The 18,064-nt window shown below is 43.4% G+C and carries 15 protein-coding genes and 1 tRNA gene; 10 read left to right on the top strand and 6 right to left on the bottom strand.

Annotation, left to right across the window (positions count from 1 at the left end):
* Nucleotides 1-517 precede the first annotated feature (517 nt).
* Nucleotides 518-1,978 (bottom strand): aminoacyl-histidine dipeptidase, encoded by a 1,461-nt coding sequence (locus VMW01_06630; GenBank protein ID HUW05916.1) that lies wholly within the window; start codon nucleotides 1,976-1,978, stop codon nucleotides 518-520.
* 161 nt (nucleotides 1,979-2,139) lie between these two features.
* Here VMW01_06630 and VMW01_06625 point away from each other — a divergent pair, with 161 nt between their 5' ends.
* Complete coding sequence (locus VMW01_06625) at nucleotides 2,140-2,682, top strand: DUF255 domain-containing protein (GenBank protein HUW05915.1); 543 nt, start codon at nucleotides 2,140-2,142, stop codon at nucleotides 2,680-2,682.
* Between the two features lie 78 nt (nucleotides 2,683-2,760).
* Here VMW01_06625 and VMW01_06620 read toward each other — a convergent pair whose 3' ends face one another.
* A complete protein-coding gene (locus tag VMW01_06620) occupies nucleotides 2,761-3,786 on the bottom strand; it encodes a DUF4831 family protein (GenBank protein HUW05914.1) in 1,026 nt (341 codons plus the stop codon).
* A 144-nt stretch (nucleotides 3,787-3,930) separates the two neighbouring features.
* A complete protein-coding gene (locus VMW01_06615; protein HUW05913.1) occupies nucleotides 3,931-5,445 on the bottom strand; it encodes an NAD(P)H-hydrate dehydratase in 1,515 nt (504 codons plus the stop codon).
* A gap of 277 nt (nucleotides 5,446-5,722) precedes the next feature.
* Between VMW01_06615 and VMW01_06610 the strand changes: the two genes are divergently transcribed.
* The 3 genes from VMW01_06610 (at nucleotide 5,723) to VMW01_06600 (ending at nucleotide 8,617) form a co-directional block, all read left to right on the top strand.
* The gene (locus VMW01_06610) at nucleotides 5,723-7,411 is read left to right on the top strand and encodes a peptide MFS transporter (GenBank protein HUW05912.1); all 1,689 of its coding nucleotides are present in this window, start codon (nucleotides 5,723-5,725) and stop codon (nucleotides 7,409-7,411) included.
* 62 nt (nucleotides 7,412-7,473) lie between these two features.
* Nucleotides 7,474-7,686, top strand: coding sequence for an RNA-binding S4 domain-containing protein (locus VMW01_06605; GenBank protein HUW05911.1), 213 nt, complete (start codon nucleotides 7,474-7,476; stop codon nucleotides 7,684-7,686).
* 37 nt (nucleotides 7,687-7,723) lie between these two features.
* A complete protein-coding gene (locus VMW01_06600) occupies nucleotides 7,724-8,617 on the top strand; it encodes a DUF4349 domain-containing protein (GenBank protein HUW05910.1) in 894 nt (297 codons plus the stop codon).
* A gap of 92 nt (nucleotides 8,618-8,709) precedes the next feature.
* On the opposite strand, the gene VMW01_06595 is transcribed toward VMW01_06600, so the two are convergent.
* Nucleotides 8,710-8,783 (bottom strand) — tRNA-Met (locus VMW01_06595).
* A 230-nt stretch (nucleotides 8,784-9,013) separates the two neighbouring features.
* Here VMW01_06595 and VMW01_06590 point away from each other — a divergent pair.
* The 5 genes from VMW01_06590 to fmt are packed head-to-tail and all read left to right on the top strand — an operon-like array spanning nucleotide 9,014 to nucleotide 15,049.
* Entirely contained in the window at nucleotides 9,014-10,471 is a 1,458-nt protein-coding gene (locus VMW01_06590) for an LptF/LptG family permease (protein HUW05909.1), read from the top strand.
* The gene (locus tag VMW01_06585; GenBank protein ID HUW05908.1) at nucleotides 10,468-11,697 is read left to right on the top strand and encodes a glycosyltransferase family 4 protein; all 1,230 of its coding nucleotides are present in this window, start codon (nucleotides 10,468-10,470) and stop codon (nucleotides 11,695-11,697) included. Before VMW01_06590 ends, VMW01_06585 begins: the two co-directional genes overlap by 4 nt.
* Nucleotides 11,698-11,704: 7 nt before the next feature.
* Nucleotides 11,705-12,865 (top strand): glycosyltransferase, encoded by a 1,161-nt coding sequence (locus VMW01_06580; GenBank protein ID HUW05907.1) that lies wholly within the window; start codon nucleotides 11,705-11,707, stop codon nucleotides 12,863-12,865.
* Nucleotides 12,834-14,081: a bifunctional 3,4-dihydroxy-2-butanone-4-phosphate synthase/GTP cyclohydrolase II gene (locus VMW01_06575; GenBank protein ID HUW05906.1), complete on the top strand. Its 1,248-nt coding sequence runs from the start codon at nucleotides 12,834-12,836 to the stop codon at nucleotides 14,079-14,081. The genes VMW01_06580 and VMW01_06575 overlap by 32 nt, the downstream gene beginning before the upstream one ends.
* A 2-nt stretch (nucleotides 14,082-14,083) precedes the next feature.
* Entirely contained in the window at nucleotides 14,084-15,049 is a 966-nt protein-coding gene (fmt, locus tag VMW01_06570; GenBank protein HUW05905.1) for a methionyl-tRNA formyltransferase, read from the top strand.
* Here the strand turns inward: fmt and VMW01_06565 are convergent.
* Nucleotides 15,046-16,011 carry a glucosaminidase domain-containing protein gene (locus VMW01_06565; GenBank protein HUW05904.1) on the bottom strand — a complete coding sequence of 322 codons (966 nt, stop codon included), beginning with the start codon at nucleotides 16,009-16,011 and terminating at the stop codon, nucleotides 15,046-15,048. The two genes, fmt and VMW01_06565, sit on opposite strands and share 4 nt — an antisense overlap.
* Nucleotides 16,012-16,136: 125 nt before the next feature.
* Between VMW01_06565 and VMW01_06560 the strand changes: the two genes are divergently transcribed.
* Nucleotides 16,137-16,625 (top strand): cytidine deaminase, encoded by a 489-nt coding sequence (locus VMW01_06560; GenBank protein HUW05903.1) that lies wholly within the window; start codon nucleotides 16,137-16,139, stop codon nucleotides 16,623-16,625.
* Here the strand turns inward: VMW01_06560 and VMW01_06555 are convergent.
* Nucleotides 16,622-18,064 (bottom strand): adenylate/guanylate cyclase domain-containing protein (locus VMW01_06555; protein ID HUW05902.1); only part of this gene is annotated, 1,443 nt, incomplete at its 5' end. The genes VMW01_06560 and VMW01_06555 overlap by 4 nt on opposite strands.

Genomic DNA, 18,064 nt, shown 5'->3' with positions numbered 1-18,064 from the left:
TAGTATTCCCAGCTTCCGGTCGCCGCGCTCCCGCGCGGCTTGCGCTTTCTTTTCCTGCTTGTTGTTGTGCTATTCCTTTCGTCTTGCTTGTTATTTAGTCTTCCCCCGAAGGGGTCAACTCGCTACAGCCGGTCAAAGATCGTGTGATAAATATGCTTTCCGTTAGCCATTGCTAACGTGCTGCTTTCTGCCAAATTCCTGCCTCTGGTTACCCATTGGCGGGCTGCAAAGATAATACTTTTTTTTGAATTCACCAAACCTCCCCGCTCCTGCTTTCCCCTCTATCGTGTTGGTGCTTCCTGTTCAAAGCGGGTGCAAAAGTATCATTTAAACCTATACACTCCAAATGTTCCTCCAACTAATTTTCTGATAATATTATTACTTGTTATCTATTTGGCTGGATATCAAAATTATGCTGGAAATAAAAATTAAAATAAAAGTTCATAGAGATCAAAAAAATGAGGAGAAATGGTAGTCCCATTTCTCCTCAATATTGAAAACTAAGTGGAAAATCTAGCTATTTTGTAGGTATGCTCTTTAACGTTTCAACTAGGAAGTTCCAAAACTTGGCTACGGAAGGAACATTAATCTTCTCGTCGGGAGAGTGAGGGAATCGAATAGTTGGACCAAATGAGATCATATCCCAATTTGGGTAAACACCGCCCAGCAACCCACACTCCAGACCAGCATGTATAGCCTTTATCTCAGGAACCTTAGAGTAAAGTTTATTGTAAACCTTACCCATGTGGTTGAGAATTAACGAATTCATATCTGGCTTCCATCCCGGATATCCTCCGTCGAAAGAGACTTCGGCACCAGCCAGTTCAAAAACGCTTGCAATCATTTCGGTAAGGTCATCTTTTGCAGAATCCACCGAACTCCGAAGTAAGCACTGAACTATTAGCTTGCCCTCTGAGGATAATACTCGAGCAAGATTTGTGCTAGTTTCAACAAGGCCTGACATGGCATCGCTCATACGGATTACTCCGTTGGGGCAACCATAAATTGCGTTAATTATTCTATTCGCTGCCGAATGCTCAATTACGGTCTTAGGCATTTCTGCTTTGTGTACTGTAAAGGAGAGATCTGGCTCAACCAATGAAAGTTCTTTTTGATAAACTCCCTTCATTTTAACAACACAAGCCTCAAACTTATCAGCCTGAGCCGCAGGAACGGTAACCACGGCAAACGATTCTCGTGGAATGGCATTACGAAGGCTACCGCCATCAACTGAGGCAATTCTAAGACCATGCTCCTTGGTTGCATGACGGAAGAAACGGAACATTAACTTATTCGAATTTCCTCTACCAAGAATGATTTCTAAACCAGAGTGACCACCCTTTAACCCTTTAACCGTTAACTTATAGGCAACATGTCCAGTTGGAACTGCCTCATCCTTAAACTTAAAGGTAAAGTTTCCATTTACGCCACCAGCACAACCTACATAAAGTTCACCTTCGTCTTCCGAATCGAGATTCAAAAGGATATCGCCCTTTAAGAAACCGGGCTTAAGACCAAATGCGCCAGTCATTCCAGTCTCCTCATCACTTGTAAATAAAGCTTCGATGGGTCCATGAGGAATATCTTTGGATTCAAGAATTGCCATTATGGCAGCAACTCCCATACCATTATCGGCGCCAAGAGTGGTGCCACGGGCCTTAACCCAATCCCCGTCAACATATGCATCAATGGGGTCCTTTTCAAAGTCGTGCTTGGTATCGCTATTTTTCTGAGGAACCATGTCGAGGTGGCCTTGCAGAACAACCCCCTGACATTTTTCCATTCCCTCTGTAGCAGGTTTGCGAACAATTACATTCCCAACTTCATCAACGATAGTTTCCAGCCCTAGGTCGCGACCAAACTTGGCCATAAATGCTTCTATCTTTTCTTCGCTCTTTGAAGGACGTGGAATCTGTGTCAGGGCGTAGAAATTTTTCCAAACCCGCTCTGGTTGAAGTGATAGTATTTCTTTAGACATAATAATTGGTATTTGAATTTGCCTAAAGGTAGAAAATCATTTTTAAACAGAGGTTCGACGGAAGTGTTAAATTACCTTATATTTGCATGTCTTACAAATTCAGACGAAACATTAAACTCAGTTAAAACGTTTTGACAGAATAACTTTTCAAGCCTTTCAACATGATAAAAAAAATCTTTCTACTTGGATTCATCGTTGCAACTATTGGGACGTCAAAAACATGGGGTCAAGAGCCATCGCTGATAAAGTGGCATACCATACAAGATGCCCTTGAGCTAAACAAAACTGCACCCAAGAAGATCTTTATCGACGTTTATACGGATTGGTGCCATTACTGCAAAATGATGGATCAAAACACCTTTACCGATTCGTCCGTGGCGAACTATATCAACAAGCATTTTTATGCTGTTAAGTTTAATGCTGAAGGCAAGGATCCGGTTGTTTTTGAGGGGAAGACATTCGAAAACAAGAACACCGGAAGCCGTTCACCACACGAATTTGCTATTGCACTTCTACAGGGACAGCTATCCTATCCCTCATCGGCATATCTCAATGAGCAGGACCAGCTTCTTACTGCCGTACCGGGTTACCGGACACCGGAACAAATTGCACCAATTCTTATTTACTTTGGTGAGGATTACTATAAAAAGGAGAACTTTCAAGATTTCATGAAGATTTATCCCACCTTACCGGGGTTAAAATAGTATAAGCAATACAACAAAAAGAGGCTTACCCTTAAACATGGTAAGCCTCTTTTGCTTTTAATTATTGGGCAAGGAAAATCACTTCCACAGGCTAACTGGGAAAAATTGTATCTGGCCCAGCTGAGCTACCTGAACTCGATTATTTATGAGTTCAGCCTTCCCATCGTACATTTCAACATGTGCAACCTCTGGTAGAATGTATGGAAACTGAATGGTTTCCTTACTATTAACAGTTGGCTTCACAATCATATTTTTGTATGCACTGAGCGTAGTGTCGGACGCCACCTCAAGCATTATTGGCCGACCTGAGAGGTTGTCGTTTGCCAAAACACCTTGCTGCTCAGAAAAGCGGAAAAGAATAGCATTTTGGTTAGGCGCCACAGTTGGCACGTAGCTGAAATGGCTTACTAGCGTGTCGACAAAATTCTTACCTATAAATAACGATAGGTAATCCGCCTCAACCCTATTAAGCTCCGCCAAACAAACTTCTATGGCTTTACCATCCAATTGGTGGTCGGATTCACCAGAGATTAAATCGAAACGTCGCTTTCGTATGGAAAAGAGAAAATCGGCTGCAGCCTTTGCCCGATCCTCCATATTTGTTTCAACCACCACATTTCGCTGCACCGGCACTCGAACAAAACCGGAATCAACAGGAACCCGTGAATAGTAGGTGTTTTTTTCCGTAGCAATAAAGGGGTCTACACCCAAATCGGGATAGATCGGTTTGGAAAAAACCTGCGGTAACACAAACTTCGTACGTACCATGTCCGGCATCCAAACTTCAGAGGTGGGATAGAGCTTACTCTCGTGCATCAGGTTAAAAACTTTGGCAACCTCGTTTTGCGTACCCTCAACTGAAAACAATCGCGTGTAGTCAGGCTCCTGCGACAAGGACATAGATACACCAGAAAGACGCCAATTCACAGATTTTTTGTCACTCGCAGAAACTCCAATATACTTTTCTGAAAATTGAGCGTATGGACCAGGTATAAAGGTTTCCTTCACGGCTTCAATACTTATGTTGAACACCGTTTTAGGATAAAAGAAAGTGAATTGACTAGGGCCCTCTCCAACTTCCTGGGTCGATATTTGGTGAACCATAACATGCCTTGATTGTGAGCAAGCGCTCAGGCCACCTAGCAACATTGACGCTAATGGTAAAATTCTCATTATATACTTCATATGCATAAAATAATGTTTTAGCAAAACTCTGGATTTCTGTATATCCAATGCGATACGCCTTTTTTATGCTCCGATCACTTTAAGCCACGCATCCCCAAGGTGATTGATTATATCGGAAGCCATCATGCCGTGCTCGCTTACCTTTGAAGCAGCAATATCACCAGCAAGGCCATGTAGAAAAACGCCAATGGAAGCAGCCTCAGCAGGATCAATACCTTGAGCGAGAAGTCCTCCAATTATGCCGGAAAGTGCATCGCCCGAACCGCCAGTTGCCATTCCCGAATTTCCAGTCGAATTGAAAATAATATCTCCTGAAGGAAGCGCAATTGTGGTGTATTTACCTTTGCAAAGCAATACCACCTTATGATCCACGGCAAAGGTACGCTGCCGTTCAATGCGTTCATATGTATGGTTCCATTTCCCCAGCAGACGTTCGAGTTCCTTTGGATGAGGGGTTAGTATGGCATTTTCGGGTAGTAACTTCTGTAACTTGGGATACATTGCCATTAGGTTTATTGCATCGGCATCGATAACCAAAGGAACGCTTACGGTGCGAAAAAGTTGTTCAACAGCCTTGGCAGTATCTTGGCTCTGTCCAATTCCCGGGCCAACAACTACTGCAGAACACCTATCGATATCGCTAAACTTTGTAAAATATTCTGGACTTGCGTCTTCATCCACCAAGGCTTCTGGAAGTCCTATTTGCAAAACAGCACCCTGATCCAATGGAACATGGCATGTGACTAACCCCACTCCAGCACGGTAAGCACCCTTCCCCACCAGCAACGAAGCACCCATCATTCCCTTGCTTCCCGCAATCGCAAGCAGGTGGCCAAAGGTTCCTTTATGTCCAAAAATCGGCCTTGATGGAATCATTTGAGAAAGGTCACCCATTAATAAATAGGTATAACTGGTTGCGGTGGAGGCAATACCATCTGGGTGAAGCCCTATTGGTACAACAACTATTTCCCCTACGAATTTTTCGTTTTCAGGAAAAAAGAATGAAATTTTTGGAAACTGAAGGGTGTAGGTATAGGTGGCTCTCACTATGGAATCGTCAGGAAAAGAGTCGCAATCTTCACCGGGCAATCCGGAGGGAATATCAATGGACAGAACAGTACTGTGAGCCCCATTTATATGCTGAATTACCTCCTTGGCAAATCCTTTCACCGGCCGAGTTAACCCAGAACCCAAAAGTGCATCAACGACAATAGCGTCCTCAGAAATTAAGGGTAAGTCAGCTCTATCCTTCATCATCACAATGCTTAGCCCAACGACCTTTGAAAGTCGCATATAGTTGACCAATGAATCAGGTGAAAGCTGCTCTAGCGGAGACAGAAGGAAAACAGAAATTCTTTTTCCAACGCAGGAAAGCATCCGAGCTAAAGCAAGTCCATCTCCCCCATTGTTTCCGGGACCAATGAAAAAGAGAAACACCTCGCTAGCGGAAAACTGCTTAATCAGCGTTTCGAATAGACTACTCGACGCCCTCTCCATTAGGTCGATGGAGGTAATTGGCTCGTTGACAATGGTGTAGCTGTCGAGCAACTTCACCTGACTTGTTGTGAAAATCTTCATGATTACTGAATTTAGGAATAATCCTTTGCCCTAAATCACATTAAGACGACAATCCTATCTAAGTGAAGAGCACATCACTTTCACCGTTAACAGTGCCGTATAGCAAGAGGAATACCGCTATTCTTACTACAACCAAACACAAAGGTAGCAAAGAATGGCGTGAAAAGGAATAATTCGCCATGGCAATAACAATTATCAGTTTTCTGGCTGAAAAAGATTTTTATCTTTGTCAAACTTGAAAAAAATTAACAAATATTAACTTAAATCTGATATAATCATGTTCAAAGGACATCCCAAAGGCCTCTTTGTAGCATTCTTCGCCAACATGGGCGAACGATTCGGTTTCTACACAATGATGGCCATTCTCGTGCTCTTTCTACAGGCAAAGTTTGGACTAACGGGGACCAATGCAGGAATCATATACTCCATTTTTTATGCCTCAATATATGCATTAGCACTGGTTGGCGGAATTGTTGCCGATCGGCTAGTTGGCCTTAAGAAAACAATTACTTTTGGAATTGTGACCATGGCCTTAGGCTACGTGCTGATTGCAATTCCAACTGCCTCCACAACGGCAGGCCTAATTCAGGCTTGCGCCGGCCTCTTCGTAATTGCCTTTGGGAACGGAATGTTCAAAGGGAATCTCCAGGCGGTTGTGGGTAATCTGTATGAAGATCCAAAGTTTCAGGCAAAACGAGATTCAGCATTCTCAATTTTCTACATGGGAATAAATATTGGTGCATTATTTGCTCCAACGGTTGCCATTAGCATTAAAGAGCATGTTCTAGGCCTTTCCCACTTCGTTGACCGAGCAGAATTACCCTCGCTGTGCTGGAACGTAAAAAATGGCGTTGATGGATCTGCCCAACTGCTTACAAATGTTGCACACGAGGCATTCGTTGGGGGCACTCTTCCCATAAATTTTAATGTAAACGCTTTTGCAGAAGAGTACATTAGAGCATTCTCAACAGGATATAACTATGCATTTGGGTTTGCGGCATTTATGATGCTGGTATCGTTAGCTGTCTACTTTGCATTTGGCAAAATGCTAGCAACCGGTTTCTCGGTAACACCCGCGAAAGACAGCAATGGAGAAGAGATAAAGGTTAAAGAAATGTCACGCGAAGAGGTTAAATCAAGGCTTACAGCCCTATTCCTTGTATTTGCCGTTGTAATATTCTTTTGGATGTCATTTCATCAGAATGGTCTAACGCTAACCTACTTTGCACGAGACTATACGCAACGCATTGTTGGCCCAGAAACATTCTTCTGGTTCGATCTTTGGGCACTGCTGCCAATGCTTGGAACACTTGTTGGAATCTACTTTCTACTTAAAAGAGAATCGACGTCGCTTCAGCGCATTATCGGTGCAATTAGCACCTTCGGCCTTGGTTATCTTTCGTTTCACGTTCTAAAAGGTATGCCGGCAGCAAATCTATTCTCACCTGAACTGTTTCAGCATCTCAACCCATTCTTTATTGTTGCTTTAACACCAGTGGCAGTTGCCTCATTCTCCTGGATGAACAAAAGGGGGATAGAACCATCCTCTCCACGGAAAATCGGAATTGGGATGATTCTAGCCGCAACCGGCTTTATTGTAATGGCCATTGGTTCCCTTGGGCTAATTTCCCAATCGTCGCTCCACGGCAACCCGGTTCCCGACAACCAGCTGGTATCGCCCTACCTGTTGATTTCAACCTACTTTGTGCTTACGATTGCCGAGCTGTTTCTCAGCCCAATGGGAATCTCCTTTGTTTCAAAGGTGGCTCCACCAAAGTATAAGGGTACCATGCAGGGCGGATGGTTGGCTGCAACTGCTCTTGGCAATCAGCTGCTCTTTATTGGCGCAATTTTCTATGGTAAGTTTGAACTGTGGCAGCTCTGGTCATTCTTCGTTATCTGCTGCCTCGTATCAGCTGCATTCATTTTCTTCATGATGAAGCGGTTGGAAGCATCAACCAAATAAATATAACACCATTGATTTAAAAGGCTGCCCAATATTGGCAGCCTTTTTTGTTACTTTGCACCATGAACGACATTACATTTGAACTCAAGGGCGAATATATTGAGCTTATACAGCTGCTCAAAGTAACGCGCATGGCCCAGTCGGGTGCCGATGCTAAAGTTTTTGTGGAAGAGGGACTTGTTAAGCTAAACGCTGTAGTCGAGAGCAGGAAAAGGGCAAAAGTTAGAAAGGGTGACAAGGTGCAGGTTGAAAATACAACGATTACAGTTGCATAGAAACCCGTTTTTTACCTAACTTTCAGCAAAAATGGCTATGAAGCATTTCCTACCCATTTTGCTGTTGGTGACCATGGCATGCACCAGCCACAATCCTTTTAAACAAGCCGAACAGGCTACCGTTGCCGACACGACCATTCATTATCGTCCAGCGAACCTTCCACCATCGCTATTCTCGCGAACCAACGCCATATCGTTCTTAATCGCCGGGCATACCGCCAATCTCAGCGAGCTGCGAAGAGGCATTTATGCTTTAGCGCAAAAAAACTCCTCCATGGTGAAGTCGGAATTTCTCGAAACCACGGAAAAGGGCGTTAAAGGTTCGTTCGTTATGGTAGTGCCCCGCCAGCATCTCGACTCCGTGTTGACTAGCTTAGGTGAGCTGCCACTGTTGGTGCAACGGCAGTCACATTCGGTGGAGGATATTAGCCTCACCCTCAGCAACCTCACCCAGCGTGCTAGGGAGAAACGCGACATTGCCCCACGCTATAATCGTCTGCTGCAATCGGCAAGCAACCAGCAGGAGGTTGCAAGGCTGGAAACCGCCATGGCCTTAAACCGCAGCGATCTGGAGTTGCTCAGCAACGAAATTAAGGATATCAGAAGCAAGGTGGACAACATAAACATCACCATTAATGTGCAGCAAGCCCCTGCAACCAATCAAGCCACCACTTCCAATAGCTCCAACAAGGCTCAAGCAAAGGACGAATCGAACCATGGCAAAACAGCAAAATATCTGCAGAATCACTGGCCATGGCTAATATTTCTGGGGGTTGTCCTGTTTATGACTATGGCAATTTTCAAGGTAACCAAAAAGTCGAAGAAGGAAAAGCGGGTAAAGAAGCCAAAGCGTGGAAATAAAAGCAAAAAAAAGAGGAGCTACAAGCATAAAAATTTGGCAGACGGACCGACTGACGACCAAATACTATAAAAAAAGGGCACCCTCGTAAGGGTACCCACCACCAAAACTAGCTACTAACTATTAACCATAAATAAAGTCCTGCGACTAACAGGACCTTATCGTAGCGAGAGCGAGGATTGAACTCGCGACCTCATGATTATGAATCATGCGCTCTAACCAGCTGAGCTACCTCGCCATTGTTTGTTTTGCGGGTGCAAAGATAGACCAATTTTCAAAAAAACAAATGGTTTTTAAACTTTTTTGCCTCTCAAAAATGGCCAAAAGCCAAGCAAATTCATTCCCTGCAGAATATCAAGCCTTTGAAATTCGACCATTATTAACATCGAACAGCACCTTTTAAACCAATGCCGCAAGGCAATTAGAAAAAAGGCGCTAAATTTGTTGTCCTAAATAAAAGCCAATTCTGTGAAAAAATTTCACTCCTATATCCTGAAGTCCTTTCTCGGCCCAATGCTGATGACCTTCTTCATTGTAATGTTCATTTTGTTGATGCAGTTTCTATGGAAATACATTGATGATCTCGTTGGCAAAGGACTTACTTGGGATATCATTGGTGAGCTACTACTATACGCCTCTGCCACCTTAGTACCCATGGCTTTGCCCCTAACGGTCTTGCTTGCCTCCATTATGACGCTAGGATCGTTGGGAGAGAACAACGAGCTACTTGCCATGAAGGCCGCAGGCATCTCCCTTCGAAGAATATTGGCTCCACTCATTATTCTTATCATTGTTATTAGCGGGCTAGGCTTCTTATTTTCGAATAATGTGCTGCCTGTTACAAATCTGAAAATGAAGACACTGCTCTACAGCGTTGGCCAGCAAAGACCGGAGCTACAAATAAAGGAAGGCGTGTTTACCAATTCCATTAACGGTTATAGCATTAAGGTTGGGAGCAAGGATAGAAACTCCAACCTTATGCGGCGAATAATGATATATAACCACGCCAACAACGAAGGCAACATTTCGGTTACCACTGCCGACTCCGGATACATGCGGGTTACAGCAAACAAAAAGTTTATGGTTGTAGAGTTGTTCCACGGCAATGCCTATGAAGAGGTTCGCAACACCGGAAGACCAAGAAATGCAAAGGCCAACGACTATGCCTTCCGTAGAACATTTTTCAAGGAGGAGACCTTTATACTACCACTCACGGGATTCGATTTTAAGCGCACCGACGAGGGCCTTTTCAAGAGCAACTACCAAATGCTCAACCTCAAGCAGCTCGCCCATGCCGAAGATTCTTTAACAGACGAGCTCTCCTCACGAAAGAAGATGGTTTTTCGTAACATGCTAGGTGCCGGAGCCTTTATGGGGCCTATTGATACTTCTGGTAAATTAAACAACAAATATCCCTACAGCGTTGATTCGGCAATGGCTACCCTCGACCTTAACGAAAAGAAATCTTCCTTGAATTACGCACTCTCCATGGCCCGGTCAGCCAAAAACAATCTTGCCACAACAAAGGATGAAATCTCATACAAGCAGCGCGTCATTTACAGGCACGAAATTGAGTGGCATCGAAAATTTGCACTTTCATTTGCCTGCTTTGTCTTCTTCTTTATAGGAGCACCGCTTGGGGCTATCATCCGAAAGGGAGGGCTTGGCATGCCGGTGGTAATTTCAGTTTTCTTTTTCGTTATATACTACATCATATCCATTACAGGAGAAAAGTTCGTAAGAGAAGGCATGTTACCTGCTATTGACGGCATGTGGATTTCGAGCGTTATTCTTTTGCCTTTGGGCGTTTTCCTCTCTTATAAGGCAACAACCGACTCCATGTTACTCAATATTGATTGGTACCTGCAAATTATAAAAAAGGTTAGACGCTTTTTCGGCACCAAGAAGAAGCACAGCAAGGGATGAGAATACTAATTATCGCTAACAAAATACCTTATCCACCTATTGACGGAGGGGCCATTGCAACGCTAAACATGGCAACAGGCCTTTCTCAGGTCGGTGCTGATGTTTCTGTACTTGCCATAAACACATCAAAGCACTTCTTTCCGCCCGAAAATATTCCACAGGAATTAACCACGAGTATCAATCTAAAGACCGTTTATGTTGACACCAGCATTTCATTTGTAAGGATGATGCTCAACCTTTTTTTTTCAAATAAGCCATACAATGCGGTTCGTTTTATCAATTCGAGATTTAAAGCAACACTAGAATCCCAACTTACAAAAGAGGCTTACGATGTTATTCAGCTCGAAGGTCTTTATCTTACACCCTATATCGAAGTTATTAGGGCACAAACTAAGGCAACAATTGCCTTGCGGGCACATAATGTTGAGCACGAAATATGGCAACTTACGGCACAGCTAACAAAGAACCCAATAAAAAGAGCCTATCTCAACATCTTAGCTAGGAGAATCAGGCGGATGGAGATTGCAGTTTTCAGAAAAGTTGACATAATAATTCCAATAACAGAGAGCGATGGTAAGCGGTTTAGACAGTTTGTTCCTGCAACTCCTCAGCATGTTGCGCAAACAGGACTTAATGCCAATCGCTTGTCTCAACAACCTACCCCTCCAATATTCCCCAACACAATCTTTCATATTGGAGGGCTCGATTGGCTACCCAACCAGGAAGGGTTGTTATGGTTCCTCCACAGCTGTTGGCCAATAATACGAATAGAACTTCCATACGCTCAATTCCACATTGCTGGAAGAAACGCTCCACACCACTTTCTGGAGCAGATTAAGCATGATGGCGTAGTGTACGATGGGGAGGTGGATAGTGCCGAAGAGTATATGCGCGATCATGGTGTTTTGGTTATCCCACTTCTGTCGGGATCGGGCCTGAGAATAAAAATAGTGGAAGGCATGGCTGCTGGCAAAGCAATTGTTTCAACCAAAATTGGGGCCGAAGGCATAAACGCTGATATTGGAAAGGAACTCTTTATTGCCAATACACCTGAAAAAATGGCAGAAACATGCATCTCGTTGCTTAAAAATCCTAAACTTGCAGAGACAACAGGAAGGCATGCCTACCACTTCGCAAATGAGAATTTCAACAGCAACACCATAAGTAGTAGCCTTCTTGACTTTTACCGCGAGGTGGCTTTGAAACAAAAAAATTTATCCAATTAAGTGTAAGGTGGAGTACCTATTCTGGCTACCAGTAGTCCTAATCTTTCATTCCTATGTGCTCTATCCTGGCATACTGTGGATGCTATCGAAGTGGCATGGCGACAATCAGATAACCTATTCTTCCAACGATGTTCTGCCTACGGTCACAATATTAATGGCGGTACACAACGAACAGAAGGTAATTGCCAAAAAGATAGAAAGTATATACAGCACAACCTATCCATCAAACAAGTTTCAGGTTCTTGTTGGTTCCGACTCCTCCACCGACAGCACCAACGATATTTTAGTGCAGCTATGCATGGAGCATTCATCGCTACAGGTTATCAATTTTGAAAGGCAAGGCAAATCAAATACCATTAATGACCTGTTTGACATGGCAACCGGGGATGTTGTAATCTCAACCGATGCTAACGTCTTCTTTGATGCGAATACCATCTATGAACTGGTAAAGCATTTCAAAAATCCGAAAGTTGGGTTAGTGGACAGCAGGGTTTCCAATACAGGCATCAACAAATCAGGGATTTCGCTTCCTGAGAGCACCTATATCAACCGTGAGGTACACATTAAAAATTACGAAGGGAGAGTGTGGGGTTCCATGATGGGACCATTTGGTGGCTGCTTTGCCATTCGTAAAAATAGTTACCACAAGGTTCCTCAAAATTTTCTTGTCGACGATTTCTACATATGCATGAAAGTGATTGAACAGGGTGAACTAGCCATCAACAGCATGACAGCGTATGTTTACGAAGATGTCTCCAACTATATAGCGGAAGAGTTCCGACGAAAAGTCAGGATATCTGCTGGCGCGTTTCAAAATTTATGGCACTTCAGGTCTCTTTTATGGCCCCCTTACCGTGGGTCGGCCTTTGCACTATTATCACACAAGGTTATCAGGTGGTTTGGACCATTCTTGATCCTGCTTGCATTGTCAGCCAATATTGCCCTATCGCTTCGCTCCCACTTCTACCAACTCTTGCTTTTACTTTTTTTGGCGAGCTTTTTGCTACCCATTGCCGATTACATGCTAAAAAGAATAAACATTCATATTACCTTTGTGCGGTTCATTACCCACTTTTATGGAATGAACCTCGCACTACTACTAGGATTTTTTAAATTCGTAAAAGGAGTTAAGTCCAATGTCTGGCAACCAACACAACGCAACCAGTAGTCAACTCGATACGATTGAGTCGGCAATTGAAGATATTAAGAACGGGAAGATCATTATCGTTGTCGATAATGAGGACCGAGAAAACGAGGGAGATTTTGTGGTAGCAGCAGAACTCATCACCCCAGAAAAGGTAAACTTTATGGCTACGCATGGGCGTGGCCTAATTTGTGCTCCAATCACCGAGGAACGCTGCAAGGAGTTAGACCTCAACCTTATGGTTGGACACAATACGGCATTGCACCAAACCCCATTTACCGTATCAGTTGACCTCAATGGACATGGCTGCACAACGGGTATTTCTGCTGCCGATAGGGCAAAAACCATAAAAGCGCTGGTTGATCCTGCCACGAAAGCGGAAGATTTGGGACGACCTGGCCATATTTTTCCGCTCAAGGCGCGCGACAAAGGAGTGCTGAGGCGCGCAGGACATACCGAAGCCGTAGTTGACCTAACTCGACTTGCCGGATTACGTACTGGTGGTGCGCTTGTTGAAATTATGAATGAAGATGGCACCATGGCCCGTCTGCCTCAACTACTTGAGATTGCAAAAAAGTTCAGCCTTAAAATAATTTCAATTGAAGCCTTAATTGCCTATCGGTTAAAAAGAGAAAGCATTATTGATAAAGGCCAGCGAGTTAAGCTTCCAACGGAGTATGGTGACTTTGAACTTATTCCTTACCGCCAAAAGAGCAACGGATTAGAACATGTTGCCCTTGTAAAAGGAGAGTGGGCCGAAAATGAGCCCATCCTTGTTCGTGTTCACTCATCGTGCGTTACGGGAGATATTTTTGGGAGCTACCGATGCGATTGTGGTCCCCAGCTGCACGAAGCAATGCGAAAAATTGACAAGGCAGGGAAAGGTGTAATTGTTTACATGAACCAGGAAGGTCGCGGAATTGGACTATTCAACAAAATTCATGCATACAAGTTACAGGAAGAGGGTCGCGACACTGTGGAAGCCAACGTAGAGCTGGGCTTTGAGGCCGATGAAAGAGATTACGGAGTGGGGGCAGCTATACTGCATGACCTCAAGATTAAAAAGATTATGCTGCTGACCAATAATCCTAAAAAGATTACCGGTCTTGAAGGATATGGCCTTGAAATAGTCGAAAACATTCCCATTGAAGTAAAACCCAACCAGTTTAATGCATTTTATCTAGAAACAAAAAGGGATAAAATGGGCCATACGCTTCACCAAACAAAAAAGAACGAATAGGCATGAAGAGGCAGCTCGGCGTAATTTTTATGGGCACCCCAGAGTTTGCCGCAGAATCGTTGCGACAAATATCCCTCTCAAATCACCACATCTTGGCCGTAGTTACAGCTCCAGACAAGCCAGCAGGCCGTGGTCAAAAGGTTAAGCAATCGGAGGTAAAACAGGAAGCCGTAAGGTTAGGAGTTCCCCTTCTACAACCAGCCAAGCTAAAAGATGTCGATTTCATCAATGCGATTCAACAGCTGAACCCTGACGTTATTGTAGTTGTAGCCTTCAGGATGCTTCCAAAAGATATATGGTCAATACCAAAACTAGGGACCTTCAACCTTCACGCCTCTCTCCTACCACAGTATAGAGGGGCAGCACCCATAAACTGGGCAATTATTAACGGTGAAAAGGAGACTGGAAATACAACCTTCTTTATCAATGAGGAGATTGATAAGGGAAAGTTGATTTTTCAAGAAACAGTGGCCATTGGACCGGACGAAACCGCTGGTGAACTGCATGACAGGTTGATGGCCTCGGGGGCAAAGCTGGTAGTTAAGACTCTTGACGCTCTTGCCGCTAATTCGGTGTTAGCAATCGATCAGCCACCTTCTCAGAAAAACGAGCCTAATGGCGCACCAAAAATATTTAAAGACGATTGTAGGATAGAATGGGCAAATTCAAGTGCAACCATATTTAATCTCATTCGAGGATTAAGTCCTTACCCTGCAGCCTGGGCAGCACTTGTATCCAGCGCCACAAATGAGGAAATTCCAGTCAAAATTTTTATGGCTCATTGCTCCACCTCCGAAATAGCGGGAACACCGGGGAGCATTGTATCTGATGGTAAAACATACCTTCAAGTGCTCACCAGTGACGGAGCAATCTATATTAATGAGATCCAGCTGGCAGGCAAAAAGCGAATGACAACTGAAGAATTCCTTCGCGGATTTAAAAACATTGAAATCTATCGATTTTCTTAAAAGAGCCAGCCTTTTTTCACGCCGGGCTTCCATCCTCTCATGTAAATTTTTTGACCAGCAATTGGCTCTTCCCCCGGCTTAAGGCCATTGCGTTTATAGAGCATTTTAAGCTTTACTGCATACTGCTGTGAAATTTGCTGAAGCGTTTCACTACTGTCAACGATATGAGTTGGGTATTCCCGCGATGCACTTCTGCGCTTTGGCTTAACGTAAAGCACCTCTCCGCTTGTTATAGTGGCATCTTTTGGCAAATCGTTGTATTTAAATAGTTGCCACCGCATCATCTCCAACTCCTTAGCTAAGCTTTCAAACGAATCACCCTCTTTCGCCACCACATACTTCACACCATTTGTCTCGCTTACTCTATGTTGTTTGTAAATATCAACAAAATAGGAGTTGTCATCAACATGGGATTTCTTACCATGATGCGATGCAACCTGAATATCTACACCTCTATCGAGAAGGTAGAGTTTATTATCTTCAATAATTTTAATGAGCATGTTGGCATAGTCAGGGTTAGTAGCATAACCTGCCTTGTGCAATCCCCTAGCCCAACCTTTGTAATCAGTGGGTGCTAGGTCAAACAAAAAGGCATACCTTCTGGTGTCACGCAAAAAGTCAGAATGATCGATAAACGATTCCTCTGGCTTTCTATATTTTCTGAAACACTCATTTCTCCTATCATCGTCGTGATAGATTGTAGCTCCGCGCCAATTGTCATGACATTTTATACCAAAATGGTTATTCGCCTCTAGAGCTAGTGTGCTATTTCCATTATCAGACTCCAGCATACCCTGAGCCAAAATGATACTAGCTGGCACACCACTTTGCTTCATTTGCCTAACTGCCAAATCTTTGTATGCCAGAATATAGTCTTCTCTTGAATATTGTTTACCACTTTGTGCATAACCCGAAACAGAAAAAGTAAAAAATACTATAAACAAAAACAGGCTTCGCTTCATTTTTTTTTCCAAATTTGCAATCCCTTTTTTTGAACAACTTTTGCAAATCATTATTAAAGAGGGGTTTTACATTTATAAAATTTTGAGTAGGTTTGTGTTTACCTGCAAAACTAGCAATAGAAAAAATGAAAGAGGTAGAAATTTCAGTAAAATTTTTCGAATACGAAAACTTAACCGAGTTAACGCCAGAATATCAGGTTCTTGTCGAAAAGGCAAAAAAAGTTGCCTTAAAAGCCTACGCCCCATATTCCAAGTTTAAAGTTGGAGCGGCGGTATTGCTCGCAGATGGAACCATAGTCACTGGCAATAATCAGGAAAACGTGGCCTATCCATCAGGACTTTGCGCCGAACGCGTAGCCATATTTCAGGCCAACGCTCTTTATCCCGATCAACCTGTTAAAGCCATTGCCGTTAGCTCGATGTATAAAGGAATCTACAATGAGAATCCAGTGTACCCATGTGGCGCTTGCCGGCAAGTTTTGCTCGAAACACAAAATCGCTACAACACTCCCATCGAGGTAATCATGCACGGAACCAATGCCATACAACGAGTTTCAAATATAAAATCCTTGCTGCCATTAAGTTTCGACTTTAACTTAATAAGTGAAGATTAATAAGTTGAAAGTATCTTTTTGAACTGAGCGTTGGGGAAAATTCCGTCGGCATCTTCGCTCATTTCAGGAAGGATTCTTTCTACAAAATACATATTTAAGGATCCAATATTTTTGAGAGGCATTTCCCCCCTCGGAATACAAACAAAGTAATCCTTTATTTTTTCGTAGGTAGTTTCCGAAATATTTATTTTCCCGGGAATGGAGGCTTCCTGCATCCTGCTGGCTACATTCACGGTATCGCCCCAGATATCGTAGGCAAATTTCTTTCGCCCAATAACCCCAGCAATTACTTCGCCAGAATGGATGCCAATTCGAATAGACCAAGGCATCTTCCCCTGCTCAATATCAGCTGTAACCATATCCTGCACATATTTTTTAATCTCCAAGGCCGCTAAAACTGTATCGAAAGCATGTGATTTATTGGTTCTAGGTAAACCGCCAGCACACATGTAGGCATCGCCAATTGTTTTTATTTTTTCCAAAAAGTGACCATCGCTAATATCCTCAAACTTCTGGAAGTATTGATCCAGTATTTCGATGAGCTGCAGCGTATCGTATGTCCTTGATAAGTTGGAAAAACCTACAAAGTCGGTAAAAAGTACTGAGGCATCTTTAAATGCTTTTGGCTTTGCAACCCCCTTTTTGGTGAGCTGCCGCGCAATTTCCATTGGCAGAATATTCCGGAGCAACTCTTCCGATTTCCTTTTTTCATCCTCAATGAATTGCTTTTGCTGTTCGATTTCAGCTCGCTGATGCTCAAGAAGTCTATTCGCCTCAGTAATATGAGCGTGTTTCACTTCAAGTTCTCTTTCAACCAACTTTAAATCAGAAACATCTGTTTCAATGCAAATAATCTTAAAGAAATTACCCCAGTGATCGTAAACGGGTGACAGGGAGGTTTGAATATCCTTCACCGTGCCGTCCTCCATGCGCCAAGTGTTAAAGTAGGTAACATACTCTCCCTTTTCCTTGCATCGCATAAAGGCAGCAACCGTTTCGGGGGAAAGATCTCTAGAAAAAAGATTTTCGCCAAAGCGTGTTTTGAACTCCCCTAGGTTGCAACCATACAATTTTTCAAAGCCCCCATTAACCCATTCAATGAAACCCATAGCATTTACCATTAACACTGAATTTCCAGCGTTGGTAGCAGCAGCAGCAAAATCATTCAACCGCTGCGAGGCTGCCCTCAACTCTTTAATGTCAAGAGCTCCTCTAAGTTGGGCCTGAAGGCGAGGAATAAACTCGATGGGGTCAATCGGTTTGCGAAAAAAAACGTTGGTACCTAACTCCAAGGCTAAGTGAACAGTGTCTTGGTCAAGAAAGTCATGAAAGAGAAAAACTGGTATGTTCTTGGTAAATTCGCTATTCTTAAGACTCCTAATCACAGAATAGCCCCCCATACCATTAAAATGGCTGTCGACCATCACGGCCAACGGCTG

It is taken from the genome of Williamwhitmania sp., assembly GCA_035529935.1.
In the GTDB taxonomy this organism is placed as follows: Bacteria; Bacteroidota; Bacteroidia; order Bacteroidales; family Williamwhitmaniaceae; genus Williamwhitmania.
This window is presented reverse-complemented; position numbering and strand designations above follow the sequence as displayed.